Below are 25,094 nucleotides of genomic sequence, written 5' to 3'. Positions count from 1 at the left end.
AATCAGCCGATTAGTCGTACAATTGCTTTTACTCCTTATGACGGTAACTTCCATGCCTACGGTATAAAAACCATAAAGAGAATTGGGTGGATCAATTTTGATTGATCGGATTTAGATAAAAAGTGGATCAGTTTTCGGTGATCGTTGACAAAGCGGAACTCTGTTATGATTTATTTGGTGATTTGTTGCTTATTCAGCGTTGGGGCGGATTGGGTAATCGACTTAATGGGCAACTAAAATTGTTTCTGATTTACTTACCGGAGTGGCACGGCTCCATGCGATTGATAGGCAGTGCCGGAAAAGAAAAAATCCTTATCATCGGGTAGAATAACCTAATATCTATTTCCTTTTTAATTTTACTTAATGTTTTTATAATCGATGACCAAACAAGAGTTAACAGCCCTGAATATTGCGGGTTTTATAAAAAGCCAAACATTAATACTCTTAGATAAGCTCAATCAGCTTAATCTGGATGATTGTGCAGATGAGTGCGAAGATTTGTACGACATGGCAGAAGAGCTTTATCTTAATTTGAAAAAAACACTGGAAAGATGATTACTCACCCTATTCTTTGCACAGAAAAACAAGCAAAAGATTGTAGTTACTCATAAAAATAAGGATGTCGCCGCTAATGGCGGCTCCGCTTATGTTTCCTTACAGGGTGTTAAAAACACAGTGAAAAAAAGCCTATTGCTTAAATAGATTGAATTCCCGCACAGAAATCAAATTTATCAATCGAATTAATTTCAACTTTGAAGGACTCCCTTACTGCCCGATGCCAGCTTGCCATACGCCCATTTTTAGGGGACGGCAAGCCTTCAAGTGGCTTTCGCGGCATATCCTCGCCATACATGGCTCCGGTATTCCACGTTCCACTTGACCCCAAATGGTCAATGGCTGCGTGACATCCGGCAGTAAGGGAACGGTGACATGGGGTCACCTCCTGCTGTCCCACTAAATAGGAGACACTCCCATGTCCCGATTTATACAAGGCGACAGCCTGAAAATTATGGCAACTTTTCCTGATAATGCAATCGATTTTATCCTCACCGATCCGCCCTATCTGGTTGATTACACGGATCGCTCAGGGCGCTCAATTGCTAATGACAAAACTGACGAATGGCTACCCGCCTGTCAACAAATGTTTCGCGTATTGAGCCCAATAGTCTGATGGTCAGTTTTACGGCTGGAATCGGGTTGAAAAATTTGTTGATGCGTGGAAAATCCGGCTTCCGTATTGTTGGTCATCTCGTTTTCAAGAAACGCTATACGTCGAAAACTGGGTTTTTAGGGCACAGCCACGAAAATGCTTATCTGCTGGCGAAAGGCCGTCCGGTAATGCCCGTCAAGCCAATGAAAGACGTACAGTCATGGCAATATACAGGTAATCTTTATCATCCAACTCAAAAGCCCGTTAGTAGCTTACAACCGCTCATAGAGTCTTTTACGCAGCCTAACGCAATTGTACTCGATCCGTTTGCGGGTTCTGGCTCTACCTGTATTGCTGCTGCGCTTTCAGGACGGCGTTATATTGGTATTGAGCTTCTTGCTGAATATCATGCCATTGGTCAACAACGTATTGCCGCTTTGCGTGCTCGGCGTGTTGCTTAAAGAGAAAATAAAGGGCGGTCTATCCGCCCAGTTTTATTATTTATTTTTCGTTGTTAATCGCGATTGTTGGATTAGGTACTGAACTTGATATCTAACAATCAATAACTCAATAGAATTCAAAACTATTTTTCAAACAAACGTTAATCATCAAACTAGAGTTAAACAAGATATTAATCAGTCCGTAGAGAGTGATTCCATAATCATATCCATCGAAAACCACGACTTTGAGATACCTAATCTGCTTCGCTTTTCCTTAGGCTCAATAGGTAAATCTTCACCAAACTTTTAACTCGACTCTCTGATGCCATCTCAAACCAATCAATATCCAGAGAATTAATTAAATTTTCAGTAATTTCTCGCAATCCCTTTTGACGTAGTTCGAGTCGAATTCTTGTCACTCCATACTGTTTTCGTAAAAACGAGTGAGCATATTTTCAGCTATACGCTGGTCATTAATATACCCTCATCTCTTAGATTATTGAGCGTCACTTCAACATCGATAGAGTCCTCTGTTAATTGACTCAAAATTCTCCGCATTTCACCGTTGGTATAATCCTTACGAGATAGTAATGACACTGCATGATGATATAGTTTGTCTAACCTTTTCATATCTATAACCTTTTATATGAAAATGCTATTTATCTAAAATAGAATCCTGAAATGGATCCAAATTTTTTGGATTCATTTCAGGATTGAACAAAGGGCTTGCCCTGCGTTAGTAATTTTCTTTTTTCTTCTTCAAATTGCTTCTGGATTTTTTCAGGCAGCCGTTTTAATACGGTTTGTTGCATCTGATAAGCATCGATATAACCTTCAATTCTTTCATCATGTTTTTGTTGCGTGTAAAACAAAAAACCTAACATACAACCGCAAAATAGGGTACTAAAAATCACCAAAACCGCCATAATGACAGACAGGGTGTGATTCTTGTCGCGCTCATTTTCTGCCAACGTGATGGTCATTTCATTTTTCGTCTGTGCAATTAATTTTTTGAAATTTTGGGCTTCCGTTTTAGCCGATGCATTTATTTCTGCCCGATATTTTTCAAGTACCTCCTCAACACTTTTTTCGGTCTGTTCAACGGCATCGGCAATTAATCTTAATGACCCTTCTATAGCATACTTAATATCAGCAGGTAATGCGGTGATTTGGTCGTTCACACGACCTAAATCGCCGATTAGCTCGATCATCAGCGCATCTCTGGCACTTCTTGGATTAGGTTCTTTTTCATCCATTCTATTCAATCTCGATTAGTTGGTTTGGTTGAACAAATTTTCATAAACGGAATCCAGATTTCGTTTAACGCTTTTAGCCAGGGCTTTAAGGCCAAACATATCCGCCCAATGATTTCTGTCTTTTTCGCTGGCCTCTTTGTTATTTTTTAATAAGGATTTGTAATCCGTTTCGTCAGAAAGGAGCGCATCCACCGTTAATCCTTTGATAGACAAGGCGTCAAACAGCTCATTTTCAAAAATGGCGCACTCTTTATTCAGAGTGAAATTTTTTGCTTTTTTATGATGATTAATCACAAAACAAAATTCTTCATCAACGTCATTATCCACTCTGTTGAAAATCACTTTTATTTTTTCTTTGGCAATGCCAATACTTGAAAGTGTATTAATCATCAACACCGTTTCTTTTTGTTCTTTTGTGCCCGATGTAACGGGAATTAAAAATAAATCAAATTCTTCATGTGAATCATCAAACTTGATCATGTTGTTCATGAATTCTTCGATATTAGATGCGCCAATATCGATGATTGCCGTTTCTTCAAGCATCATTTTCTTAAATAATGCTCTGAATTTATTGCCATCCATTTTTTCCACGTCAATCCCTAATCCCTGAGCCGTTTCATTGATTGATTCGATGGCAAAAATTGGTGCTTGCATCCGAGGCGATAATAAGTGAGCGGCCACCGTGGTTTTTCCAACGGTGCCGGTATAATTAAGTATGGCAATTTTCATTATTCAGGCTCCTGATAATTTTCTAAGTCTTCCAGATTAATAGATTGTTCTCTCAATTTTTTTAAATCTGACGGGTTGCGGATTTTTTTACGGTGTCGGGTTGAGTTGTTTTATCCAACTTTTGTGGTTGACTCATGTTCTTGGTTGTAGGTACAAACCGTATTTTTGCGAGCAAATCAGCGCAATATTTTTGGATGTAGCGGTTAAATTGGGATTCACTGAGAGAAAATTGATAGGTTTTAACTAAGTGCAGATAGATTTGTCGGTTGGTCTCTCCTTCGTTAAGTTTTTCTCTGATCTCATTAAGGTGTTTTATGAAGACAGCGCGCCCAATTCTTGATTTTGATCTCCAGTCCTTCATTGTTTTGCCTTTAGACTAATCGATTTTTGTCAGAATGCTCATTAAAGCATATTAATGCGTACTAATGATTATTAGTGGCATTATACCTCCATCTATTGCGTATTAAAGCTTTTTATTGCGTAATAGTGAAGATTAATGAATGCCTGGATCAGTCATTGAAATACCAGAGGCACGTGACCGATGTTTACAATGGGCGAAAGCCCACTGTAAAATCGACCGTGCCAAAGGGGGACCCCCTTTGAAACCCCAGACAAAAACAAGTTAATTTTTCTGTCAGAAAAATGGCGACGGTCAGGCCACCTCTGGCCCGTCATAATCGGCGTCCGATTGCGGTGTTTCGGTTTCATTTTCATGGTGTCTATCGATAGGAGTGGCTTGCCAAATGCGGCGTTGACCGGATTTGTTCACCGATTTGCCATCCGCTTGTGTTTCTGTCCACTTAACCGGGACAACGCCTTTATCTTCAAGTCTAATTGGCTCATTCGTTTCAAGGCCCACGACGGCATCTTCCAGCCCAACACCCCACAAGGTCTTGACGTTGCCATCATCAAGTTGCAATTTAACAAAATAACTGTCATTGCGTTTTTCTTCCGGTTTGCTCATGTCGGGTTTAAATTTAAAGGGCGCAGCACCGTGTTCAACCAGATAGCCTTCAAAAACACCCAGCTTGTCTGTTGAGGGTGCTTGCGTTTCCTTTTCTGGCTCACCTGACGCTGCTTTTTGATTATCGAGCGTTGTTTTTTCTGTATCAACAGGATTGTAAGGTTTTTCAATACGTGAACCCGTTTTTTCAATCGCCAGTTCTGCTTTTCTGGCTTCCAGTTGCTGATTCATTCCCTTGTCCGTGAAATGAATATCCAGATTGTTTTTAGCCACCACCTCAATTATTTGGTCTTTAAACGCCTGACTGCCCTTAATCGTTAAGGTGCTGCCAAACTTTTCTTTGGCAAGTGTCAGGGCGACCATGATGGCTGAATCTGTCATCGCCGCTTTTCTGACCGTAATGGCATTACCGGTATCGACAAACAAGGTGCGATCGGTTTTTTTATCCAAATAATGTACGTTCTTACTTAACTTCGCGCGTTTGGTGTAAAGATCGAACGCTGAGATTGCGCGTTTCTCATTATCCGCGCTTTTTCGCTCTAATTGCGCCTGTAAATGCCGAATGAATAATTCAAAGCGCGATTTAGCCGGCATGGCTTTGTCATCAGGTATAGCGCCGCTAATTGAATTATCCGGCGTACGGGATGATGGAATTAATTGACGAATAGTTTTACTCCCCATATCGGGTTTCTCCATTTCAAAAGGTAGATTAGGATGCCTGATACCCTGATGCGCTTTCAGGCGTTCGAACGTTAACACTGACAGGAATTGACTTTTTTCTTTGCGAGTTAAACGCGCATCCCGCATGATGGTCCGACGAACAGTGAAAAATTGATTATCAATGGTATGGATTGCTTGACGATGAGCGGGTTCAATACGGTTTTCTGTTGCGCGACGTAAAAAATAGGCGGCGACATGGGAGGCATTTTTATTTGTTTTTGGCATCACCCTACGAACCAGGGACACGACGGTCGATTTTTTCTGATGATTTTTTTGCTGAAAGAAGCTGTCGCTACGCTGTTGTATTTGTTCGAGGGTGGCCACTGCATGGGGATTTAAGGCATAAGGTGGAAGTGTCAACGTGCCGGCGACTGCTCCTCCCATTCCTTCCCTGATTCGATATCCGGCTCGCTCGAGGGATTCGGTGAGACTGGGGATGCCAGGAATGTGGGTAAACCGGTCTGCATCGGTGTATCTTCTTCCGTTTCCTGCCCCTGATAAATCAGATCGCAATCCATCACTTCGTCCTGATGTTGACTGTCCCAGGTGAAGGTGTGCATCACCCGGCAAAAACACCGTATGCTCGGCTGTGAGACCGTGCCGGTGAGCTGCCACATTGCCGCCGGACATACTTTGCAGGCCATCGGCAAATGCGGTAATGCGTCCTGTTTGAGTTTCAGCAAGACTTCGCTGGTGATAGTTTTGCCGTTTGGCAGGGTGTAACTCATGCTGACCCCTATATTTTTCGTAAAAGTCAATTTGCCGTTTCGCCAGTAATAATCGTTTCTCTGCCGGCGCGGCAGACTGGTAAAGTTTGATGAATTTGGATGAGGCTTTACTGACATATTTGATTTCTTTCGCGCGCTGCGGCCAGCCCTTTAACCGTTCCTGGATAACCTGTTTATCCAGTGGGGGTTTTTTCAGTTCGCGACGGACAATAAAATCCTCCTGGAAAATGGTTTCTTTCAAATTGGTAAATTTGGCATTACCCGGCAACTTGACGGCAATGTATTCGTTCTCTTTGCCTTTATTACGAATGCGGGTCTCGCCATAATCAGCCACTAAGTTATAAAAATCGTGGCGCGTATGTATCGCTTTATCGACAATCTCAGTGACGAGCTTCTGTTTGAAATCGCGATTTTTACTCAGAAAATCATCCCCCTTGTAACGCGATAACACCTCCGCTACATTAGTAGGATTGATGCGGATATGTTCACGTGGGGATTGAAGCTGATATTTCTGGTTAATGTACTCCTGAAACGCCTCGAAATATGAAACATGGGAATCGAACCAGCCACGAGGATTCATTTCTCGCCCGGATAAAAGATTTTTTCGGAGAACCAGAATATGAATATGCGGCTTTCTCTCAATCATTTTGCCGGTCTTTTTGTCGGGCAAAAATTTGATTTTCGGAATATGCGCTTCCGCATAAAAATTGTATTCTTCTGCTTCATAGGCGTACATGAGAAAATCTTTAAATTCTTGCGTAAGGGCGAGTAAGGTTTCATTAGCTACACACTCTTCACGAAAAGAAAGGGTAAAAGAAACGTAACGTTCTTGTCCCTTATCGGGGATCTGTCGATAAATCATTTGGGTTAAATCCAGATCCCCATAAAGAATAACCCGCTCATCCAATTCTTCACGTGATAAATCGCGCCCGTTTTTTTTGCCTTCCTCAAGATATTCTTTACCGCCATCGTTATAGCCTTTGACTCTAATTAACATCGTGGACTCCTGATAACAGCAGTTCCCTGATATCAATCAGCCCGTTATTCACCTGCCGGTAAAGTCGTTCAGAGACTTTTTGGGTGAGATGGGCAATATTGACCTGATGGGCGATTTGATTCAGGTTGTTACTGGCTTTGTTGTAGAGAAACATGAGGTGGCCTAACTCCTTTGACGGTAAAGATTGCACGGTAAGATTTACATTTGCCTGTAAAAATACTTCACGAAAAAAAGCCGATCTCGTCATCTGCGATGTCAGCAGTTTTTCCTCAAAATGCGAAAAATCTTCCTGAGACAGACGAAAAGCGACCACTTTATCTTTTAATTTGGACATAACAGCATCCTTTGAAAATGGGGCAATAAAATAGCGAGGGAAAATAAAGGATGAGGAAGAAATTTTGATAATTAAAAAAACAACTTAAAATCTTTTCCGACAGGGTTCAGTGCGGTTAAACTCAAATCCCACTTTTCCAGTGGTTTTATCTTGTAAAATCAACATGGCATTGAAATTTTTCCCTGCTTTGCTTTTAAAGCCTTTAATCATGCCTGTTTTTCCCTTTTGAATGAGAATTTCAACCTGTTTAGCGGTGAGTTTTTTCTCTGCCACCGTAGACCAGATTTTAAAGTCACAGCCGGTACAGGCAAACAGTTTGGGACGCACCACAATATCCTTACCACAATTGGGGCAGGGTGTGGCTAATCTTTCTACCTGTCCACTGTTGGGTTTTGTTTCGCCTTTAATTTCACCCACGCTGACTGTATTGACGTGCTGGCGCAAATCATCGATAAGCGTATTCACAAATTCATCAACCGTTTTACTGCCTTGCTCGATATCGCTTTGTTGTGCTGACCAGAGCGCAGTCATATCGGGAAGTGTCGCTGACGCTGGCAGAGCGCGGAAAAATGCCACGCCGGTTTCAGTGGGGATCAACTTCCCTTTTTCTTCACGGATAAACTGGCGGTTTTTTAGTTTTTCCAGCATGTCAGAACGTGTGGCGGGTGTACCGATGCCGCCGTGCTCATCCTTTTTGTCTTTATCCTTTTCTTTTAGCAATTGTTTAATTTGTGCATCTTCAACGAAATCCGCTACCCGCACCAGTGCTGCCAGTAGCGTGGCTTCGGTAAATAGCAGCGGTGGCGTGGTTTTCTTTTCATTCACGGTCACCGCATCACAACGGCCGGTTTCCCCGGTGCGTAATGCCTGTAGCACGCCAAACGCGCTGTCCGGCATATCCTCATCGCTGGCGTCTGACGCTTCACCTTTGAGAAAGGCGCTAAACCCGGCATCCATCGTTTTTGTTGCCCGTGCGCTAAAGGTTTCACCTTCAACCTCAACGACAACTGAGGCTTCCAGATAACGCTTGTTGGGCATGAACTGCACCAGATAATGTTGTGCGATTGCTAGATAAACTAACCTTTCATGCTCACTAAGGGCGTTTAATTCCGGTACTTTGGCCGTCGGGATAATCGCGGTATGCGCCGTTACCTTGCCACTGTCAAACGCCTTGCTTTTACGGCTCCGATCAAGAGCAAGTCCGTTAAAATCGCTAATACCTTGCAGTGCCTCAAGTACCTGTGGCGCTTCGTTAAACTGCTCGTCAGATAGATAGGAGCAATCTGAGCGGTTATAGGTGATCGCTTTGTATTTTTCGCGTAGCTGCTGGGTGATTTCCAGCGTTCGGGCCGCCGTCATTTTGTGCTGGCGGTTCATCGTCTGTTGCAATCTCACCAGATTGAACGGAAGCGGCGGGGCGGTTTCTTTCTCCTGCACGCCAGCGGCCTTTATATCGGCGTCCTTGCCGCGTAAACGTGCTGCCAGTGCATCGGCATAACTTTTGCTGGTAAGGCGCTTCTTGTCGTCCTGCGGCGCATTTTCGTTGACCTTCCAGTTGGCGGCGAATGTCTGGCCGTTAACGGCAAAATCCCCGATAAGCGGGTAGTAAAAACTCGACGTATGCGACTGATTGGCGAGATAGCGGCGTACTATCAGCCCAAGGATCGGCGTTTGCACTCTTCCCACGGACAAGACGCCCCGATAGCCGTTTTTGCGTCCTTCAATGGTATAAGCACGGGTCATGCTCATACCGTAAATCAAATCGCCAGCGGCCCGTGCGAGTGCTTTGCGGTAAATTCCTTTGAAATGGTGATTATCTTTCAGTTGGGACAGTGCCTTTTTAACGGCGGCGTTGGTGTTGTCATTAATCAGCAAACGCTTAACTGGCTTGCTGTTGCCGGTATATTCCAGCAATTCCTCAACCAGTAATTGCCCCTCGTCGTCCGGGTCGCCTGCGTGGATAATCACATCAGCCCGGTTAATCAAGTCAATGACGGTTTGGGTATGCGCTTCCTTTCCGGCAATCGGCTCATAGCGCAACGGGTAAAGCAGCAATGGCAAATCCTTGGCTTTCCACTGCGCGTAATCTGGATTATACGCTTCCGGTTCAATCGATTTCAGGAGATGGCCGTAGCACCATGTCACGACGTTATCGGCTGATTCAAGATAGCCGTCTTTTTTCTGGAAATGGTCACCCAGTGCTTTAGCAATATCCTTCGCCACAGAGGGCTTTTCTGCGATATATAGGTTCATACTTTTTTCCTAAAAGGGATATCAATTCAAACGAGTAGAATGGTTAGATTAGATGTCGAATAATTCTAAGGCAGAAGCAGCCTCTACAATGGCTGAAAGTTGGGGCGTAGGTAAGTAATGCTTATAGCTAACCCAAACAGGCTTGATTTTGCCATCGACTTCGACTGCTATGGGTCTTCTTTCAATAAAATCCCTGTCCAGCCAGACTCCATTGAATAAAGGAATACTTTTCATTTCAAAATAAACTTTTTTGGCTTCATAAGTCATTTTGTTAAGTATATGCATTAGATATCGGCAAACCAGAGCAAAATGTTTGACATCACCATCATCTTTTTTATCAAAATCGATAAGTCCCCATTGACGTACTCTGAATTTACCTGAAACCATAATGAAGCTGCGTTCAGTTTTCGTTGGAAATGTCCACGTGGCATAAAAAGAGAAAAAACCACGCTCTTTTTCTATCCAGGCTTCAGCAACAAAATGCGCTTCGCCATCTACTGAGACACGATGGGGAACATGAAATTTAACGTTATATTTTGAAGCAGGTTGTGTGTATTTACCCAGTATAAAGGTATCACCAACCTTCATGTCTCTGATTGAACGCTGAAAATAAAGAGGCATCCGGCAGTACCGCATAAAATCATAGATGGTGTTAATTGAACTCATTTTCATAAATGAGTTCCTTACCAATGAATAGGATAAGCCGGAAATGTTAACCAGCTTTCAAGTAGGTATTCCGTTTCCTTGTCCCAGCAAAAGTAATATCCATGTGGATTGAACCAGACTGAACGACCGTCTATGTTACCAATCTTCTCGGCGCCCCTTAATAATTGCCTCACATAAGAATTAGGCTGAAATGTATCTATTAGATTGATGTTTACCAACTCTGCCCTTGAGTACTTGTCGATGTTGGATCTACAGGCCTCAAACTGGGCATCAACTATTTGACCATTTTTTGTTTGATGGACAAAGCACTCCCAGATCACATCATTAATAGTTAAAACATGTTGTTGACTGATATTCACAAAAGAACTTTTTATTATATCTTTTTCATCAAAATTCATTTTCTCTGGAAAGCTAATGACAAATTCAAAAGCATCTCCTTTGCCGTGACTAAAGAGGGGCTTTAGGCGTTCTTCTAACTCAAATTCATTTCTGAAAGCGCGCACATCACGAATAAAGCAGGACATATACAGGTACTTCTCATTTTTGAACATGCCTTGCAAATCCTCTCCATGCAAAAGCACATAATTACTGATGCGGTCGTACAAATCAGGATCTTTTATTGTAATGTCTATGCCAATATCTGCTATTACTTTATCTGTTTTCAAATAGTCCCATAGGATAACTTCCCTACCAATCCGCGTATTAAAACGTTCTTTATCAGATTTATTGAATTTGCCATTCATCTCTGTAGCAATATCCTTCGCTCTAGAGGTTTTTTCTGCGATATACAGGTTCATTTTTCAACCTCTCAGTTTGCCAAATTGTTTCATAATGTCGCTGACTATTGCCGGATCTACCGTGGGACATCCGTCCAGAAAATCACGCCGTTTAACAAAGGTTTTCCATGGGTCAAAACCGTGTCGTCCAAATTTCCTAAGGGAGAAAAATTTACGAACAGCGCCACTACACTCACTTTGATTGCTGCCTTGTAGCTTCCCGTACATGCACAGTACAACGGTACACGGGTCGCCTGAGTCAACTTTTTCTTGAGCAGAAAGAGGAATACTGGCTGCAAGTAATAGCCATGTTGCAGTGAAGAGGGTTTTATTCATAATGACTTTCCTATCAAGTTGGTTTGAACTACGCTGATTGAGTATTTATTGAAAATGGTTATAAGGTTGACGTGACATGAAATTATGGAGAAACCTGTATTTACTAATATCTTCTTTGCTATCTCTCTCTTGTAGTATGTCTTCGCCAAAGGGTGTAAAGGCTGTAGAAAATTTTGATTTGAATCAATATCTCGGTCTCTGGTACGAAATTGCCCGACTAGACAATCGTTTTGAGTGTGGCCTAGAACGGGTTACCGCCAATTACATGCTTAATCCCGACGGGAGTGTGAAAGTCATTAATCGGGGATTTTTGCCCGAGCTGCATCAATGGCGAAAAAGTATAGGTAAAGCAAAATTTATAGGTTCCCCGAAAAAGGGGTCACTGAAAGTTTCCTTCTTCTGGCCGTTCTATGGTGGCTACCATGTGATAGCGCTCCATCCAGAATATCGTTATGCGCTGGTAGCAGGGCCAAGTCGAAACTATCTTTGGCTGCTTTCACGCACACCTAGGCTCGAGACGGCGGAAACGGAGTCTTTGCTAAATCTTGCCAGAGAACTTAATTTCCCCGTTGATAAATTGATATGGGTGAATCAGGATGAGTAGAATTTTTTAATTAATGCAAATTGCTTCACATTGGAAGCGAACAAAAAATTGCGGACCACCTGATAAAATCCAGTTTTTATGCTCATCTGGTTTCACATGACAGGCTACATAATCAAAATGGCTGCCCGGTAAGTGAAAGCCTGCGATCGCACAAAAATCGTGTGAGCCAATATTTTTAGCACCTGAATTGGTTTTATGATAGGAAACAGGACCCAGTCCAGTCGTTTTGGTCCACCTGCCGGTTTGACAGGAAAGGAGTGCGCCTTTAACATCCCGACTCACTAATCCATTGGAGGGGCAGGACGAACCTTCAACGACGACTTTCTCGAGCTGTAAAAAATCTCCGGTTGATAAGCGGCCATCTGCGCGTACCGTACCGCCTTTTAACTGTCCTCCAGTATAAATACTTTTGTTGTTGACAGCGCGTATCCACTCATCATCAGACATATAAAATCCGCCCCTATGTTTGCTATTCATCCAGCCTTTATTATCCTGCGTGACCAGCCATCCCCCCTGACTTTTTATATCTCCGTTTGCGGTGACGGTTTTACTGAAAACCCCTTCTTTGGCATTAACAGCATTCGTGTTATTGAGATTGTTACCACCCATATCAATAGCGGTGTTCATCCGATTCAACTCAGGCTTATGTTTCACCTGAAAGCGATACAGCCGGTCGCTTTCCTGCAATACGCTGCCTAATATTTCTGACGACAACGCAATGGCAATATGTCCATATCGACAATCGAGGCCAAAATCCCTTGGCTGGCTTGTCCAGCCGCCGTAAGCCCCGATAGCGATATTTTTTTCGTCAACATAACCGCCCATACCGTTAATTTGAGCGGCAATCCGCCGCATTCCTTTTTCTGAAAGTGCGTTCCCCTGTACGCTGCAGGTGAGCGCCTGTAATGCTGGCTGGCTTTTGGCGCTGTTTTTCACGACGCCGGTGACGTACTGCTGACCCAAGCCGTTTTTCTCGGCGAAGCCCTGTTGCAGATAACCGTTTTTAATCAGTAACGAGGGCGTAATACGGTAGGGCAGGGGTTTATTGAGTAATTCATCACGATGGTCAGCAATATACTGCTTTGCCGCTTCATTAAACTGACCGGCATGACGGGCCGCGACGACCCACTCCTGTTCATCCAGATAGTCACTGTATTTCTCTGCACCCAACAGGGCGGCAAGGGCTACAACCACCAATGCCCCCATGATTTCCAGCGAGACAAATCCGCGATGGATTTCTGGCTTTTTTTTCTTGATTGTTTTTTTCAATATGTGACCTCCTTAAAAATAACTTCCCATCTGCCCAACCTGTGTAATAGCCGCTACGCCACACAGAAACGGCGCAAACGGGGCTGAACGATAAGTGACGTTTTCTTGCCACTGCATCGGATGGCGTGATCTTCTTGCCAGCAAAAAAATCCCTCCTGAAACGGCGGCACCACTGATTACCCAGAGAACAGCCGGGAAGGAAAACCACATGCCCAATCCTGCCATCAGGTACACATCGCCCAAACCAAACTGCGCGTAGCCATCGCGACGATAAGCAAAGGTTCGCAGTCCCAAAAGCACACCAAAGATAATTAACGCGGCGAGTAGGGCGGTCAATACGCTCTCCGGGGACAGCAGAAGACGAAAGACAGCGCCCGTCAACCCAAACACCAGCGTAAAACAGCGCGGTAAGCAGCGACTGGCCGCATCCAGATAGATAAACAAGGCTAAAAACGCGAGGAAAACCAAAGAAAACAGTCCCTGTAGCGGCGAGGGCGCTAGCATGGTCAATAGAAAGGTTAATCCGGTAAAAATCATAGACGTTACCGTAACCCGCCTACCGATAGCTGACAGCGGGCGCTCCTGATGAAAATCCAGAAATCGCCTTGCGACAATGACCACGCTGCTTTGCACGATGACGGCGCAGAGTCCCATCAACACGAGACTGACCGCGCTCATGGTTTCCTCCTGTCACCGCTGATAACCGGCCAGTAGCGCGCATAAATCTGTTGTGCGTAGCGCAAGCGTTTCTTTTCATTGCGGGGATGAAAGCCCGCGTTATATGACCCCAGACAAGCCCAGTTAACACCGCACTCACGCAGATGTTGCGCCAATATCCACGCGCCGATTTTAACGTTAAGGCACGGCTGATTGAGTAAATCCTGCTGGTTGCGGATCACTCCCATTTTCTGGAGTTTAGGGATATGGGTGGAATTGATCTGCATCAACCCATAATCCACGCTTAACACACGCCCCTGTTTATCTCGATTGATATTTACGGCTTTCGCAGACAGGCTGCTTTCCTGCTGGGCGATGGCTTTAAGCAGTTTGGGGTCAATCTGGTATATTGCGCCCGCCTCATTAAAACAAAACGCCTTTGCCGCCGTGGTTAAACATATGGCAAGCCACAAGGTAATCATTTTCACGATATTCGCTCCTTAAATGCAGAAAAAGCAACACTCGCCCTTTCTGCATCAAAAGGCTTTAAAAATTAAAAAAAGAAGGGGGGAATTAATTGTTAGATTTGAAAATGAGGGTATTGACGCCGACAGAGCCGTTATCCGCTTTACATTGTGAGCCGGCCTTTTCAGCGGTCACTGCGCCGACGTTATTACTACCGGATATGGAAACCTCGTGTATCATGGCGCTGCCACTGAGTTTTGTTGCCATTGTGCTACAGGCTTCCTGTGGCACGTTTTTATACGTGACGGAAAACCCTTTGTTATTGGTTGAGCCTTGCACTTTTTCCGGGGCAATGATGACATCACCGCCCCAGCCATTGGCTATTTTCGCATCGCCCTTTGATTTCTCTCCGTTAATGGTCATATTTCCGGGTACACCGCCAAATTGTACCAGTGTGCCGGTCATTTTCGCGCCATTGGTAAAGGGATATTCACCCTGGGTTTTTAGCATGCCGCGTGATTGCGTCACTAATGCCTGTACGTTAGCAATTTCGTCGTTAATGGTGCTTTTGTTAAACATGCCGGACACCGCGCCGACTGCGAGAACGATAGCGACGGCAATAATAGCCAGTACCCCCATCATTTCCAGACTTAAAAATCCCCGGTGAAGTGTTGACTGTTTTTTCATATTTTCCTCTTTGGTGTGTTGATAAAATGCCATTGAATTATTTTTCATTGCTTACCCCATTTGATTGACCATCGTATTTAAATCGCGGCTGGCTAATAACAGCAGCAACATATAACCGAATACCAATAAGAAGCAGAGCGCGGTTAACCAGAGCGTTTTTTTCTTGACCTGTTTGATGGTGATAGCCAACCAACGGTCAGCATAACGCTCAAGGCTGTGTTCTGTCCCCGCACCTTCGGTTAACAGCATCATTTGATTGACACAATCCCGTGAGGGAAAGTAGTAGCCGGTGCTTTTTAAAGCCAGTCCCAGATGTTCGCCTTGTCGCATATAATGGAGCGTTTCATTAATGCGCCTTTCCAGCCATGGACTCGCGGTTTCGCCAAGCATATTGACCGCCTGCATGACCGGAATATTGACGCGCAGCAAGGCGGCGATATTCAGCAAAAAATAAACGCCCTGCACGGCGCGATAGACTGACCACGGCGGCAGATTGTCGGCAATTTTTCGATTGACCCAATGGCCCATTGACCATGCCATCAATCCGAGCAGGGCCAGCAGGCCAAAGAGCAGTAACCACTCAAAATTAACAATAAATTCAGAAATACCTGTGAGCAGGCTTAAAGGTCCATCCCATTTCTCACGCGGCACCAGTCTTGCCAGCTTGGGGATAAACTTCTCACACACCATATGCATCATCAGCACTACAATCCCTAGTAGAAAACAGGGGTAGGCCAGTGCGCCGAACAGGGCGGAGACCATGGTTTTCTTGCCCTCGACAATCTGGCTGGCGCGCCGCAAGGCATCGGAGAGCTTGCCGGAAAGGATGCCGGAGCCAATCAGGGTGGCTTCCTGAACCGGCACCCACTCGAGCAGCACTTTTTCAAACGCCCCTTGCCCCTCATCCAGCGCAGACAGGCAATCGGTCAATAGCACCGCGTAGGGATGATGTTTGCGGCCAAAATCGGTGACCACGTTGCGCATATCGATAAAGGCTTGCTGCAATGATTTGTTGTTATCCAGCAGAAAGGCCAGCATGTCGTAGAAGGCAATGCGGTCTTTGGCGGAAAAGGTTTTTTGGTAAATCCAGCGGATGGTAGTGTCAACGTGAGGTTTAACAGCGAGAAAATCGATATTTAATCGAAACGACATATTTTACTCCAAAAAATGGTCGGTGACTTGAAAATGTCTTATATGACCCCCATATTTTTATTGTTGAAGTCAACTTTGATCTTCGACATACAGACCCTCAAGGAGGGCATATGACTTCTTATCGTTCTTTATCTCTAATTCCTACCTTCAGTAATTATCTTCCTGATCGCATTACCCAAATGGATCGGCTGTTTAGTCGGCTAACTGGTGAAAAGCCCCTTGGCGATAATCCAGCTTATAACCTACGTCAGAAAGACAAGAACCATTATGAGCTAACGTTTAGTGTGCCGGGTTATTCACAAGATGAATTGGAGATTTCTGTGCATAATCATCAGATAACCATCAGTGGTAAAGTGAGCGATGAGAAAAATGAATCAGAAGATGAAAAAGAAGGTGTTAAATGGTTACATCAAGGCATTAGTAAAAATGGATTTTCTGTAAATTTCAGCCTTGAGCATCGAATAACAATTCAGCAAGCGACGCTGGATAAAGGATTATTAACCTTGCAATTTATCTACGAGATCCCTGAACATGAAAAACCGCAGAAGATTCCAATTGGCGTTCAAAATGAATCAGGCCGTGTGCTTGAACACAACGCGGCTTAACAATGACGCCCCTGATTGGGGCGTTTTTATCAATAATTAAATAACCGTTTTTTGTTCAATACCCATACGTTCAATAATCAAGGTTAGCTTTCCTTTGGGTGTTAATGATAAAATTTTACGGATTTTATCAATTTCTTGTGGTGGATAATCTATACCATTGATGTTTTTAATAATATCACCATTTTTAAGATGGTATTTATCAAGTTCCTTGTTCTCATTATAGAAAATCTCTATGCGATTATTATAATATCTAACTCCAATGTTTCTAACGGGATATTGGTTTTCTTTATGCAATGAGTTTGTGTCATAGCAGAAAAGCATTTTACTTGGCATAAACGCATAGCGATTAAAGCGGGATAAAAAATTCATACCTAAAAGATATTGGTTATTATTGTTTCCAGCTATTCTTATTTCCCCAAGTGGGTGATTATTGAATTTTAAACCAGTGAGTATGTAATCACGTCTTTTAATAAGACCTGTTACCTCCATTGCTGAAATATTATATTTGATAGGTGTTATTTTCCCATTTTGTTTTTTAAAGTACTCCAGAAAATCGTTCCCAAGGTCACTTCCATCGTTTCCGGTATCAACTCTCATCTTTATGTAATCATTGTTTCCATAATCTAGATACAAGGATGGTGATTCGCCATAGGCATCTGAATATGCTATGCAGTATGAATAAGTTGATATTGAAGGTGATTTTTTTGATATGGTTAAAAGTCTTTTTTTATTATCAATTTGCCAGTTAAATTTTCTAAAAGTATCAATGCCGATAATACCATCTATATTTGTACCGACTGCTTGAGTAAAAAGACTTAAATCTTTTGCAATCCATATTTCGTTATCACTGACTTCTTCTTTACCAATAAACATGCTCACTGGCTTAAGGAATTTAAGGTTTTTAACGTCGATTTTATCGTGAACACTTTTAAAGTTAGAGAAAATTTCCTTATGGAATGGATGCAAGGATGAGTATGAGACTTCCTGTGTTATTTCTTTAGCTATTTCTTCGTCGATAATGGTAATACTGGCACCTGTATCAACTAAGAAATGATATAACTTATTGTTGATGGAAACAGGAATAACCAGACTGCTATAAAAATTTTCATTTAAGATATCATTGGCAGCCTCATTTGATTTCTCTGGTTTTTTAACCGTACATCCAGATAAAGATGAAGTTAGAAGAGCCATAGAGAAGACTACTAATGTTGTCTTTGCACATACATTCATTACTTACGCACTCATACAGTGATAGATTAATCATAATACACATAAATACCTGTGTGTGTAATTTATTGAGGCAATAACGTATAACTATCTTCATCAATCGGGCAAATAAAATGCGCGGCCAGTGGGTCAACTTCTCCCGCATGGATGTAGTGCAGAACGTGCTGATTACGGGTCATGCCACCTAGTTTTCGATGCCAGTAGGTTTTCGCGGCCGCTTTACTTTTTGTCCGGTACAGTTCAAAAAATTGGGCATCCGGGGCAATCACTTCGGCTACCACAATCCGCCCGACAATCCCGTGATAACAGTGTTCGCAGCCTTCAAAATGGCGCATAAACACCTTTTCAGGCTGGCAATACTGTTCAATCAGGAAGCGATCATCCGCCTCAAGCTGCCCGGCAACCCGCTGATAAGGCACTTTGCAGTGCGGACATAAGCGCTGTACCAACCGTTGACTTATCAGCCCGATTAACAACAGCGGATCGGCCAGTAACCGTGCCGATACCCCTTCTATTTCGAGTCGCTCAAGGATATTCAGGCCATCATTGGCGTGAAGTGTCGTCATCAGCAGATGCCCGGTCATGGCCGCTTTTAGCGCAGTGATGGCAGATTCCAAATCGCGGATTTCACCGTTTAAAATCGCATCTGGATCACATCGAAGCGCGTAAGCCATCGACAACAGCCATGCGCGTTTGATTTCTTCGGTGTTTTTCTTGTCAGCGATGATCGGCGTCTGGATTGCACCGTAAATACGACCTTCTGGCGGGTCTTCAATGGTTAACAGTCGCCGTATCGGTAATTTGTTGATATAGCCCCATAGCGCAAGATAGGCGGCGGAGGCGGTGCGTAGCGTGGTGGATTTCCCGGATCCGGTTGGCCCGGATAAAATCATCATCCCTTCGGGACGACGCAACAGGCGTTTCAGTGCCCGGACTTGATCGGGCAGAAAGCCCAAGGATTCAAAATCCGGTACGGCATCGCCATCATCCTTAATCAGACGCATCACTACATACAGCCCGCCGACAGCAGGCATATGCGCATAGCGGGCACCAAATATTCCCAGCGGCTTTAAAAAGCGTTCAGCAATGCGGCCATCCTGATGAAGATTGGGGTAAAACTGCTTCTCAGTAACGTCACACATCGACAGGATAATGGTGGATGCCAGCGCCATCCCTTCGTCCTTGTCGATGCAGTCCAGACATTGCAGTTCACCGTGAACCCGCGCCTCAACATAGCAAAACTCGCCGCCATCACGCCCAACGGTAAAATGCACGTCCGACGCTGATAGCGCAATGGCTTTGCGGAAGTAGCTTAATACCCGCTGCTGATTGACGCTGTGTGCCGGGGCATCACCCGATTGTGGGAGGGCGACGTTGGCGATTTCATCCAGCGACAGGCTGGCCCAGCGGGTACGCCCCGGAAAGGCTTTCTGTACCCGGCTGACAAAGTGCTGAACCTTGAAATCTTCGCGGTAATTGTCCGCGATAAAAATATCAATCATGCCGTCCTCGGCCTGAGTCACCCGCACAAAGCGGGCGATATCGGCATCGGGTTGCGGAAGGGTATTTAGCATAACGTTTTTGCTCCGTTTTTAATAAAAGGACAATGTGCGTTTATCGTTGCCGTCAGTAACCCGCACTTCGCGGGCACTAATCGCCTCAACCCGCAAACGTGTACCGGGGATCTGCTCGCCCTGCCGCAGTTCTGCCCGTTTACCATCGGAGAGCACCAGACGCGCCATCAGCTGCTGACCACTGCCGTAAATTTCTTCTACTGACGGTAAGCCCCCGGCGCGGGGTAAAATTGCTAGCTCCCGGCCATTGAGCGGTAAATTGGCTGTCTGGGTATCAATGCCACTGTCTTCCAGTTCGCGTTGGATACGAGCGCGGGCAGCTTTGGCTTCCAGCATGACGGTTTCGGCCTGTATCTGCTCTAAGCGTTGCAGGGTGTACTCTTCCATCACGGGCAGTTGAGGCGGCGGTGTTTCGGCATAGGCTGCCGCGCTTAATCCTGCCGCGATAAACAGGGCACATTTATGATTTTGCATATAATTTTCCTTCCATCCGGTAACTTAATCGCCCCTGATTGAGCGTGATCGTGATGATGTGCAGGCGTAAACCCAGATCGTCTAATTCATCAAACAACAGGGTCGGCGGGATGGCGGTTTCCAGTGAAAAACTAAAACTGCGCCACGGCATAATCCGCTCTTCGCCGTTAGCACTGACCTGACGGTTGTCGTCTTCTTGCAGGTTAATCGGCAGGCGCATCCGTTGCGCAAAGGTGGTTAGTCGCTGTATCTGATTATCCGCCTCCGGCAAGGTGCGGGTATCCGCTGAAGGCGTAAAAATGACGGATTGGCTAAAGCCGCCGGTATCGCCCTGCCCGGGTAAATTGAAATACGGCGTCGTCTGCCCGGCGTAAACCTGCTTCACCCGGTAAGCGAAATCGCCCACGGTGGCCCCAACGGGTTTGCTGTACGCCAGCCGTAATGTGCCTTCTTGTGCGCACTGCGCCTCTTTAAAGCGCCAGCCTGCCAGCGACAGCGGGATTTTTTGCCAGCGTTCGGCACAGGCGTTAATAAACGGCATCAATCGCGGTGTGTCATGCCATGGGAAGCGCAGAGCTGGGGACGTCTGCGTCTGTTGCTGTGCCAGCCATGCCGCCCGTATGGCGGCCTGACGTAACGTTTCCTGATGGGTTTGATACCCGTTCCAGCCGACGTAACCGACCAACATCAGGCCGCACAGGGTGAAAAGGCCTAAAAATCGCCGCTTGCGTGATGTTGCCTGAAAGCGGGTGCTGGCAGGAAAGCCAGACCCTGCCAGCAAACCGTCCAAATCAAAAGGCTGGCTATCGGCGATGTTCCAGTCTGCCGGGGCGAAAATCTGCCAGCCGCCTTCCGGCTCACGGTTAAACTGGAGAAAGTTTTTTTGCGTCTGCACGATGGCGGCCTTGTAGCCGACCACATCGTTAATCAGTACGCCGTCAATGGTACTGACAAAGCCGTAATGCGCCTTGTCTATCGCGATAATGGCGTAGCCGCTGCCTTTCAGTTGCCGGGCGATGAGCAAAGCCAGTGCGTAACCGTCCTTGCAGCCTTTGGGCAATGCCAGCTTTGCCCAATTGACCAGCCCCATCACCCACTGCGGATTTTTCTGGCTGTCCCGATAGCGGTAACTGACCACGCGATCAGCCCCTTGCCGTCGCGCTTCGCTTTTAACGTTTTTACCCGCCCGCAACGTCACGGGGAGCCAGTCTATTCCGGCCAGAAAAACGCGGCGACCTCGCACAATCGGCGTCGCGGTAAATAGCGGTGTTGTCGTCATCATTATCCCTCCTGCGACAGAACCGGGGTAATGAGCACAACCAGCATCCGATCACCGTCTTCTGCCTGTTGACCGCCGCCTAAGCCAAAGAACCACGGTTGACCGACGCCCTGCTTGCTTCCTTTACGGCTGGCCTGCTGAAAGCCGGATAACACCAGTGTCTGGCCGGTTTTCATTTTCACGCGCTGGGTGAAGGTTTTCAGTTGCGTATTGAGCAATTCGACCGAGCTTTCCCCGGAAGTAAAGGTACGGCGGGTAGGCGGTTCAGAGAGATTGATGGCGAATTGCAGTAACAGGTGTTGACCGTCCGGCATGATATTCGGCAGTAGATTGATATAAAATCCGGTGGTAATGGTGGCGGGTTGGATCGAGGTTGCCGTGCCGACATTCGCGGTGGATTGTGTTGTTACCTGCGCCACATAATCCTCCTGTTCGGCTACCTGCATGGCGACCGGCGAAAGATTGGTGGTGGTATTCGATTGCTGGGTAACGACACTCACTTTAGCTTGCTCGGCAAGGGCTTTAAGAAAGACTTTTGACCCCGCCAGCCGCCCGTCTACGACCGAGAAGCCGCCATTCATGATATTGCCCGCCGCGCCGCCAAAGGCTTGACTGAGCGACAAACCTAAACGACCATTGTTAAAAACGGCGTTCCAGTCCAGTCCTAACTGGTCTTTTTGCCGTTTTTCGACGCTCAACACTTCAATATTGAGCACCACCTGCCGGTCTAATGTCTGGTTGCGCTCGTCAACAAAACGCTCAACCGTATCCAGCACACGAGGAACATCCGTAACCGTCAGATTACCGGCAGACAGGAACATACGCCCCAGCCCCGGCGTCAGCATCGATTTCACTGCGCCCTGTAAATCCGCATACAAAGATGACTTTATGGTGGTTGAGGTAGATTGTGACGTGATGGCATCACCACTGAGCGCATTGCCGCTCTGCCCGCCACTGTTACCGGCTTTGGAGGTGGTGCCGCTGACGACTCTGGATTGGTAATCGGTCTGTGAATCCATAAAATTCAACGTAAATGACCGGGTTTCCAGCGCGTAGATAACTATCTGTCCCGATTCATAGCGCCACGATACACCAAGGCGACTGGCGATAGTGTCGAGCAGCCCGGCAAGCGGGCCGTTCCAGTAAAGCCCGTTCAGGTTCGCGCCGGTGTTAACCGCAGCAGGCGCAGAGGATGAGGCCATCCCGATAGAGGCCAGCGGCACCATGCCATTGACATCCGGTGGCGGGATATCGCCTTTTATCTGCTGGGTCTGGCCGCCAAAGACGCCGCCCAATAGCGTTAATGCGTCCGGCGTGACGGAAACGGGAATGCGGCACACGCGGGTAATACGCTCAGAGACGTCATGCAGGCTGAGTGAGCCTTGCCGGTTAATCGTAATGGTACAAGGGGGTGTAGCTTTTTTTATCGCTGCCCGGTCAATTATCGGCGTGGGATTCACCCACTGCCGGGCGGCTTCGCGTAATACAGGCGATGGCGAGGTCAATTTTTGCATCTGCTGCTTCGCTTTTGCGTCTGTCGCCTCACTGTTTTTCATGTTTTGATTAATGCGTTCAATACTGGTACAGCCAGACAATGCCAGCACCACCAGTAAAGGCGCAGCAGAAAAAATCGCTCGCATGGTATATCCTTTGTTATCTTAAACTTTGGAAAGGGTTAGATATGGAGTTTTGGAATGTTTTTTCTAGCACTGTTAAAGATGGCTTCCTATATATATCAGTGCTCACAATCGCGTTTTATTTGATAATGCTTGTTTTTGGTCTTTTTTCATTAAAAAAGGCTAGTGGCCGAAATAATAATAAACCATCAGCGCTATACCATTTCACCTCAAAAAGTTGTTTGAAAAAAATAGTATCTTGCAGGATTATCAGATCAACAAAATATGGGGTGGTTTTTAGTACATCGAACAAACGAAAAAGCAATAGAGGGCGCAACTGCAACCCACTTAAAAGAAAAGGGGTGATTATCTTTTTGGGTGAATCACTAAATAGCTTTAAGAGTAATTACGCTGCTAGTTTATTAAAATTGATTTTTTTGTATAAAATTATTGAAACTAATACTCAAGAACACATCACAAAATCATATGGAGATCTGCACCTTTTAGAAGTAGAAGAAATTAATGATTATATATTGCTGGTTAGGAATTCAAAAATAGTGCCATGCAACAAAAAAACACATTTCATTAGGAAATTAAAATCACTGATTAAAAAATATTGCAATTTGGCATTTAGTGTCATGTTTTTATGCGCATTTCTTGGGGTGCTGGGTCTTTTGACGGATTTGGCGTTAATAAAGTTAATCATGGGTACAATTTGCGGGTTGTATTTTCTTATTTATATTTCCCTATTTTTTATTTCTTGCTTTTTAGCAAAAATGGATAAAATGGTTCAGCTTTAATTTTTTCTGCTAACTCCTTAAAAGTGTAAGTGTCGTTGTTGCACAAAATAGTCGTTGACTCTCCTAACACACCATAATTCCACAAGCAATTGTTTTCTTTAACGTAAAAGTATATTTTTGTAGCGTTAAATAAAATGCAAATGCAGATTGAGGCTATAAAAAAACAGCCCACCCTCTGCATGAGATCACACTCACCAAGCCGACAGGCAGGAATGACACCAAAAATCAAAAAAAGTAATAAAGTTAACCAGATCGAGCCAGTTGATAGATACGAAAAAACGGAGTTAAGAGCGACAAAAAAGAAGTGAAATATTAAACCATGCATTTGTTTTCCTTAATTCAAATAAACAATCGCCCCATCGGGGATACGTGCCGGTACTACGACCTGCATATCACGCCCACCATTATCAAAAGCCGGTGATTTTACGCGCCCAATAGCGCAGAATCGCGGGTTTGGGTTTTAAGCGCCGCCATTAATCCCGGTGAAAACGGTTGCCAGACAAAACACGTTGGCTGGCAATTACATGCTGGATGGGGAGTGTGGCGTGATACCGATTTGCGCTGCTGTTAGCACAATCTCATTGGGATTATTGATTGCATCAGGATGGAGGTAGAGATAATCATTAATCGCGTTGATATAGTGAACCGTCTCTATCGCCTGTTGCGTCGTGGTGGTCGTCATTTCAGTACTGTTGAGATTGTCCGCGTGTTGATGCTGATAAAATCCGGCCAGTGATAGCGTCACTAATAGAAAAGAAAGGATTAAATAGCCCATCATCCCCCCGGTGGTTTATCAGTGATGCGCATCAGGCATTGCGCACTATTGGTTTCAGCATAAAGTGGCTTTTTGGCAGATTGATATAACTCCAAAACACTTCGCAATGCGGATTTAAAATCACCACTGAATCTTAGCGGAGCGTCAATCTGATAATTAACAGGTGTTTGCCACAAAACCGACCAATTTTTTACCCCTGGTGCGACACAAGATTCCTTTATTGCCCATGCCATCACCCCGTCCTTTAGCGTTCCGCCTTTTTCTATCTGCCACGTTTGCACGGGTTTTGGTGGCGGCGTGACTTTCATCGTCGTAAGCGGTTTATCCGTAAGCAACGTCGTTGTCTTTGGTGGTGCAATCACACCTTGAGAGTGAGCGAGAGGTTTATTTTCCTTAGCCGATGAAGAATTATTGTTAACGCTGATAACCTTCGGTGGTTGAATCACCGTCAACGGTTTACTTGTTATGAACGTAGCACGCTACGCGTGAGCGGCGCAGCGGTGCTGCTTCGGGGATGTTAATGAGTTGAGTACTGTTTTATACTCTGCAGTAGGTTAATTT

General features: G+C 45.1%; 28 protein-coding genes and 1 pseudogene. 6 read left to right on the top strand and 23 right to left on the bottom strand.

Annotated elements, in window-relative coordinates; genetic code table 11:
* Positions 1 to 137 precede the first annotated feature (137 nt).
* Positions 138 to 326 (top strand): hypothetical protein, encoded by a 189-nt coding sequence (locus ArsFIN_RS23355; RefSeq protein WP_135678896.1) that lies wholly within the window; start codon positions 138 to 140, stop codon positions 324 to 326.
* 52 nt (positions 327 to 378) lie between these two features.
* Positions 379 to 555: a Rop family plasmid primer RNA-binding protein gene (locus ArsFIN_RS23350; protein ID WP_071846930.1), complete on the top strand. Its 177-nt coding sequence runs from the start codon at positions 379 to 381 to the stop codon at positions 553 to 555.
* 139 nt (positions 556 to 694) lie between these two features.
* On the opposite strand, the gene ArsFIN_RS23345 is transcribed toward ArsFIN_RS23350, so the two are convergent.
* Positions 695 to 940, bottom strand: coding sequence for a hypothetical protein (locus ArsFIN_RS23345; RefSeq protein ID WP_135678894.1), 246 nt, complete (start codon positions 938 to 940; stop codon positions 695 to 697).
* A gap of 33 nt (positions 941 to 973) precedes the next feature.
* On the opposite strand from ArsFIN_RS23345, the pseudogene ArsFIN_RS23340 reads away from it, so the two are divergent.
* Positions 974 to 1,611, top strand: a pseudogene (locus ArsFIN_RS23340) (DNA methyltransferase).
* A gap of 438 nt (positions 1,612 to 2,049) precedes the next feature.
* On the opposite strand, the gene ArsFIN_RS26790 reads toward ArsFIN_RS23340, so the two are convergent.
* The 10 genes from ArsFIN_RS26790 to ArsFIN_RS23295 all read right to left on the bottom strand — a co-directional run bounded on the left by ArsFIN_RS26790 (position 2,050) and on the right by ArsFIN_RS23295 (position 11,349).
* The gene (locus ArsFIN_RS26790) at positions 2,050 to 2,220 is read right to left on the bottom strand and encodes a hypothetical protein (RefSeq protein ID WP_167876769.1); all 171 of its coding nucleotides are present in this window, start codon (positions 2,218 to 2,220) and stop codon (positions 2,050 to 2,052) included.
* Positions 2,221 to 2,297: 77 nt separating this feature from the next.
* Positions 2,298 to 2,846 carry a hypothetical protein gene (locus ArsFIN_RS23335; protein WP_026824287.1) on the bottom strand — a complete coding sequence of 183 codons (549 nt, stop codon included), beginning with the start codon at positions 2,844 to 2,846 and terminating at the stop codon, positions 2,298 to 2,300.
* A 15-nt stretch (positions 2,847 to 2,861) separates the two neighbouring features.
* On the bottom strand, positions 2,862 to 3,575 hold the full coding sequence (gene stbB / locus ArsFIN_RS23330; RefSeq protein ID WP_026824286.1) for a StbB family protein: 714 nt from the start codon (positions 3,573 to 3,575) through the stop codon (positions 2,862 to 2,864).
* Positions 3,576 to 3,636: 61 nt separating this feature from the next.
* A complete protein-coding gene (locus tag ArsFIN_RS23325) occupies positions 3,637 to 3,936 on the bottom strand; it encodes a hypothetical protein (RefSeq protein WP_026824285.1) in 300 nt (99 codons plus the stop codon).
* Between the two features lie 291 nt (positions 3,937 to 4,227).
* Positions 4,228 to 6,984 (bottom strand): LPD7 domain-containing protein, encoded by a 2,757-nt coding sequence (locus ArsFIN_RS29035; RefSeq protein WP_026824284.1) that lies wholly within the window; start codon positions 6,982 to 6,984, stop codon positions 4,228 to 4,230.
* The gene (locus ArsFIN_RS23315; protein WP_026824283.1) at positions 6,974 to 7,318 is read right to left on the bottom strand and encodes a plasmid mobilization protein; all 345 of its coding nucleotides are present in this window, start codon (positions 7,316 to 7,318) and stop codon (positions 6,974 to 6,976) included. Before ArsFIN_RS23315 ends, ArsFIN_RS29035 begins: the two co-directional genes overlap by 11 nt.
* Before the next feature lie 84 nt (positions 7,319 to 7,402).
* Positions 7,403 to 9,571 (bottom strand): type IA DNA topoisomerase, encoded by a 2,169-nt coding sequence (locus tag ArsFIN_RS23310; RefSeq protein ID WP_135678892.1) that lies wholly within the window; start codon positions 9,569 to 9,571, stop codon positions 7,403 to 7,405.
* 48 nt (positions 9,572 to 9,619) lie between these two features.
* Entirely contained in the window at positions 9,620 to 10,243 is a 624-nt protein-coding gene (locus ArsFIN_RS23305; RefSeq protein WP_026824280.1) for a hypothetical protein, read from the bottom strand.
* A gap of 11 nt (positions 10,244 to 10,254) precedes the next feature.
* On the bottom strand, positions 10,255 to 11,034 hold the full coding sequence (locus ArsFIN_RS23300; RefSeq protein ID WP_246067570.1) for a glycosyltransferase family 61 protein: 780 nt from the start codon (positions 11,032 to 11,034) through the stop codon (positions 10,255 to 10,257).
* A gap of 3 nt (positions 11,035 to 11,037) precedes the next feature.
* Positions 11,038 to 11,349: a TrbM/KikA/MpfK family conjugal transfer protein gene (locus ArsFIN_RS23295; RefSeq protein WP_026824278.1), complete on the bottom strand. Its 312-nt coding sequence runs from the start codon at positions 11,347 to 11,349 to the stop codon at positions 11,038 to 11,040.
* A 76-nt stretch (positions 11,350 to 11,425) separates the two neighbouring features.
* Between ArsFIN_RS23295 and ArsFIN_RS23290 the strand changes: the two genes are divergently transcribed.
* Positions 11,426 to 11,953: a lipocalin family protein gene (locus ArsFIN_RS23290; protein ID WP_026824277.1), complete on the top strand. Its 528-nt coding sequence runs from the start codon at positions 11,426 to 11,428 to the stop codon at positions 11,951 to 11,953.
* A 6-nt stretch (positions 11,954 to 11,959) separates the two neighbouring features.
* Here ArsFIN_RS23290 and pilV read toward each other — a convergent pair whose 3' ends face one another.
* The 5 genes from pilV to ArsFIN_RS23265 all read right to left on the bottom strand — a co-directional run bounded on the left by pilV (position 11,960) and on the right by ArsFIN_RS23265 (position 16,183).
* Complete coding sequence (gene pilV, locus ArsFIN_RS23285) at positions 11,960 to 13,222, bottom strand: shufflon system plasmid conjugative transfer pilus tip adhesin PilV (RefSeq protein ID WP_135678890.1); 1,263 nt, start codon at positions 13,220 to 13,222, stop codon at positions 11,960 to 11,962.
* Positions 13,223 to 13,234: 12 nt separating this feature from the next.
* On the bottom strand, positions 13,235 to 13,900 hold the full coding sequence (locus ArsFIN_RS23280; protein ID WP_026824276.1) for a prepilin peptidase: 666 nt from the start codon (positions 13,898 to 13,900) through the stop codon (positions 13,235 to 13,237).
* Entirely contained in the window at positions 13,897 to 14,361 is a 465-nt protein-coding gene (locus tag ArsFIN_RS23275) for a lytic transglycosylase domain-containing protein (RefSeq protein ID WP_034250640.1), read from the bottom strand. Before ArsFIN_RS23275 ends, ArsFIN_RS23280 begins: the two co-directional genes overlap by 4 nt.
* A gap of 91 nt (positions 14,362 to 14,452) precedes the next feature.
* Positions 14,453 to 15,079: a type 4 pilus major pilin gene (locus ArsFIN_RS23270; protein WP_246067569.1), complete on the bottom strand. Its 627-nt coding sequence runs from the start codon at positions 15,077 to 15,079 to the stop codon at positions 14,453 to 14,455.
* Between the two features lie 3 nt (positions 15,080 to 15,082).
* Positions 15,083 to 16,183, bottom strand: a complete 1,101-nt coding sequence (locus tag ArsFIN_RS23265) for a type II secretion system F family protein (RefSeq protein ID WP_026824274.1) — start codon at positions 16,181 to 16,183, stop codon at positions 15,083 to 15,085.
* Positions 16,184 to 16,293: 110 nt separating this feature from the next.
* Between ArsFIN_RS23265 and ArsFIN_RS23260 the strand changes: the two genes are divergently transcribed.
* Complete coding sequence (locus tag ArsFIN_RS23260) at positions 16,294 to 16,788, top strand: Hsp20 family protein (protein WP_026824273.1); 495 nt, start codon at positions 16,294 to 16,296, stop codon at positions 16,786 to 16,788.
* Between the two features lie 36 nt (positions 16,789 to 16,824).
* Here ArsFIN_RS23260 and ArsFIN_RS23255 read toward each other — a convergent pair whose 3' ends face one another.
* The 5 genes from ArsFIN_RS23255 to pilN all read right to left on the bottom strand — a co-directional run bounded on the left by ArsFIN_RS23255 (position 16,825) and on the right by pilN (position 22,982).
* Positions 16,825 to 17,979, bottom strand: a complete 1,155-nt coding sequence (locus ArsFIN_RS23255; RefSeq protein ID WP_162143454.1) for a retroviral-like aspartic protease family protein — start codon at positions 17,977 to 17,979, stop codon at positions 16,825 to 16,827.
* A 101-nt stretch (positions 17,980 to 18,080) separates the two neighbouring features.
* The gene (locus ArsFIN_RS23250) at positions 18,081 to 19,589 is read right to left on the bottom strand and encodes a GspE/PulE family protein (protein ID WP_135678886.1); all 1,509 of its coding nucleotides are present in this window, start codon (positions 19,587 to 19,589) and stop codon (positions 18,081 to 18,083) included.
* A gap of 18 nt (positions 19,590 to 19,607) precedes the next feature.
* Positions 19,608 to 20,063: a type IV pilus biogenesis protein PilP gene (gene pilP / locus ArsFIN_RS23245; RefSeq protein WP_026823804.1), complete on the bottom strand. Its 456-nt coding sequence runs from the start codon at positions 20,061 to 20,063 to the stop codon at positions 19,608 to 19,610.
* Positions 20,050 to 21,345, bottom strand: a complete 1,296-nt coding sequence (gene pilO2, locus ArsFIN_RS23240; RefSeq protein WP_135678884.1) for a type 4b pilus protein PilO2 — start codon at positions 21,343 to 21,345, stop codon at positions 20,050 to 20,052. Before pilO2 ends, pilP begins: the two co-directional genes overlap by 14 nt.
* Positions 21,345 to 22,982, bottom strand: coding sequence for a PilN family type IVB pilus formation outer membrane protein (gene pilN / locus ArsFIN_RS23235; protein WP_026823806.1), 1,638 nt, complete (start codon positions 22,980 to 22,982; stop codon positions 21,345 to 21,347). The genes pilO2 and pilN overlap by 1 nt, the downstream gene beginning before the upstream one ends.
* Between pilN and ArsFIN_RS23230 the strand changes: the two genes are divergently transcribed.
* On the top strand, positions 22,937 to 23,758 hold the full coding sequence (locus ArsFIN_RS23230) for a hypothetical protein (protein WP_135678882.1): 822 nt from the start codon (positions 22,937 to 22,939) through the stop codon (positions 23,756 to 23,758). The two genes, pilN and ArsFIN_RS23230, sit on opposite strands and share 46 nt — an antisense overlap.
* Before the next feature lie 520 nt (positions 23,759 to 24,278).
* Here ArsFIN_RS23230 and ArsFIN_RS28455 read toward each other — a convergent pair.
* Complete coding sequence (locus ArsFIN_RS28455) at positions 24,279 to 24,533, bottom strand: type IV pilus biogenesis protein PilM (protein ID WP_167876768.1); 255 nt, start codon at positions 24,531 to 24,533, stop codon at positions 24,279 to 24,281.
* Positions 24,533 to 24,979 (bottom strand): toxin co-regulated pilus biosynthesis Q family protein, encoded by a 447-nt coding sequence (locus tag ArsFIN_RS23220; RefSeq protein WP_246067586.1) that lies wholly within the window; start codon positions 24,977 to 24,979, stop codon positions 24,533 to 24,535. The genes ArsFIN_RS28455 and ArsFIN_RS23220 overlap by 1 nt, the downstream gene beginning before the upstream one ends.
* Positions 24,980 to 25,094: the final 115 nt, after the last annotated feature.

The sequence above is a fragment of the Arsenophonus nasoniae genome, from assembly GCF_004768525.1.
GTDB classification, from domain to species: domain Bacteria; phylum Pseudomonadota; class Gammaproteobacteria; order Enterobacterales; family Enterobacteriaceae; genus Arsenophonus; species Arsenophonus nasoniae.
This window is presented reverse-complemented; position numbering and strand designations above follow the sequence as displayed.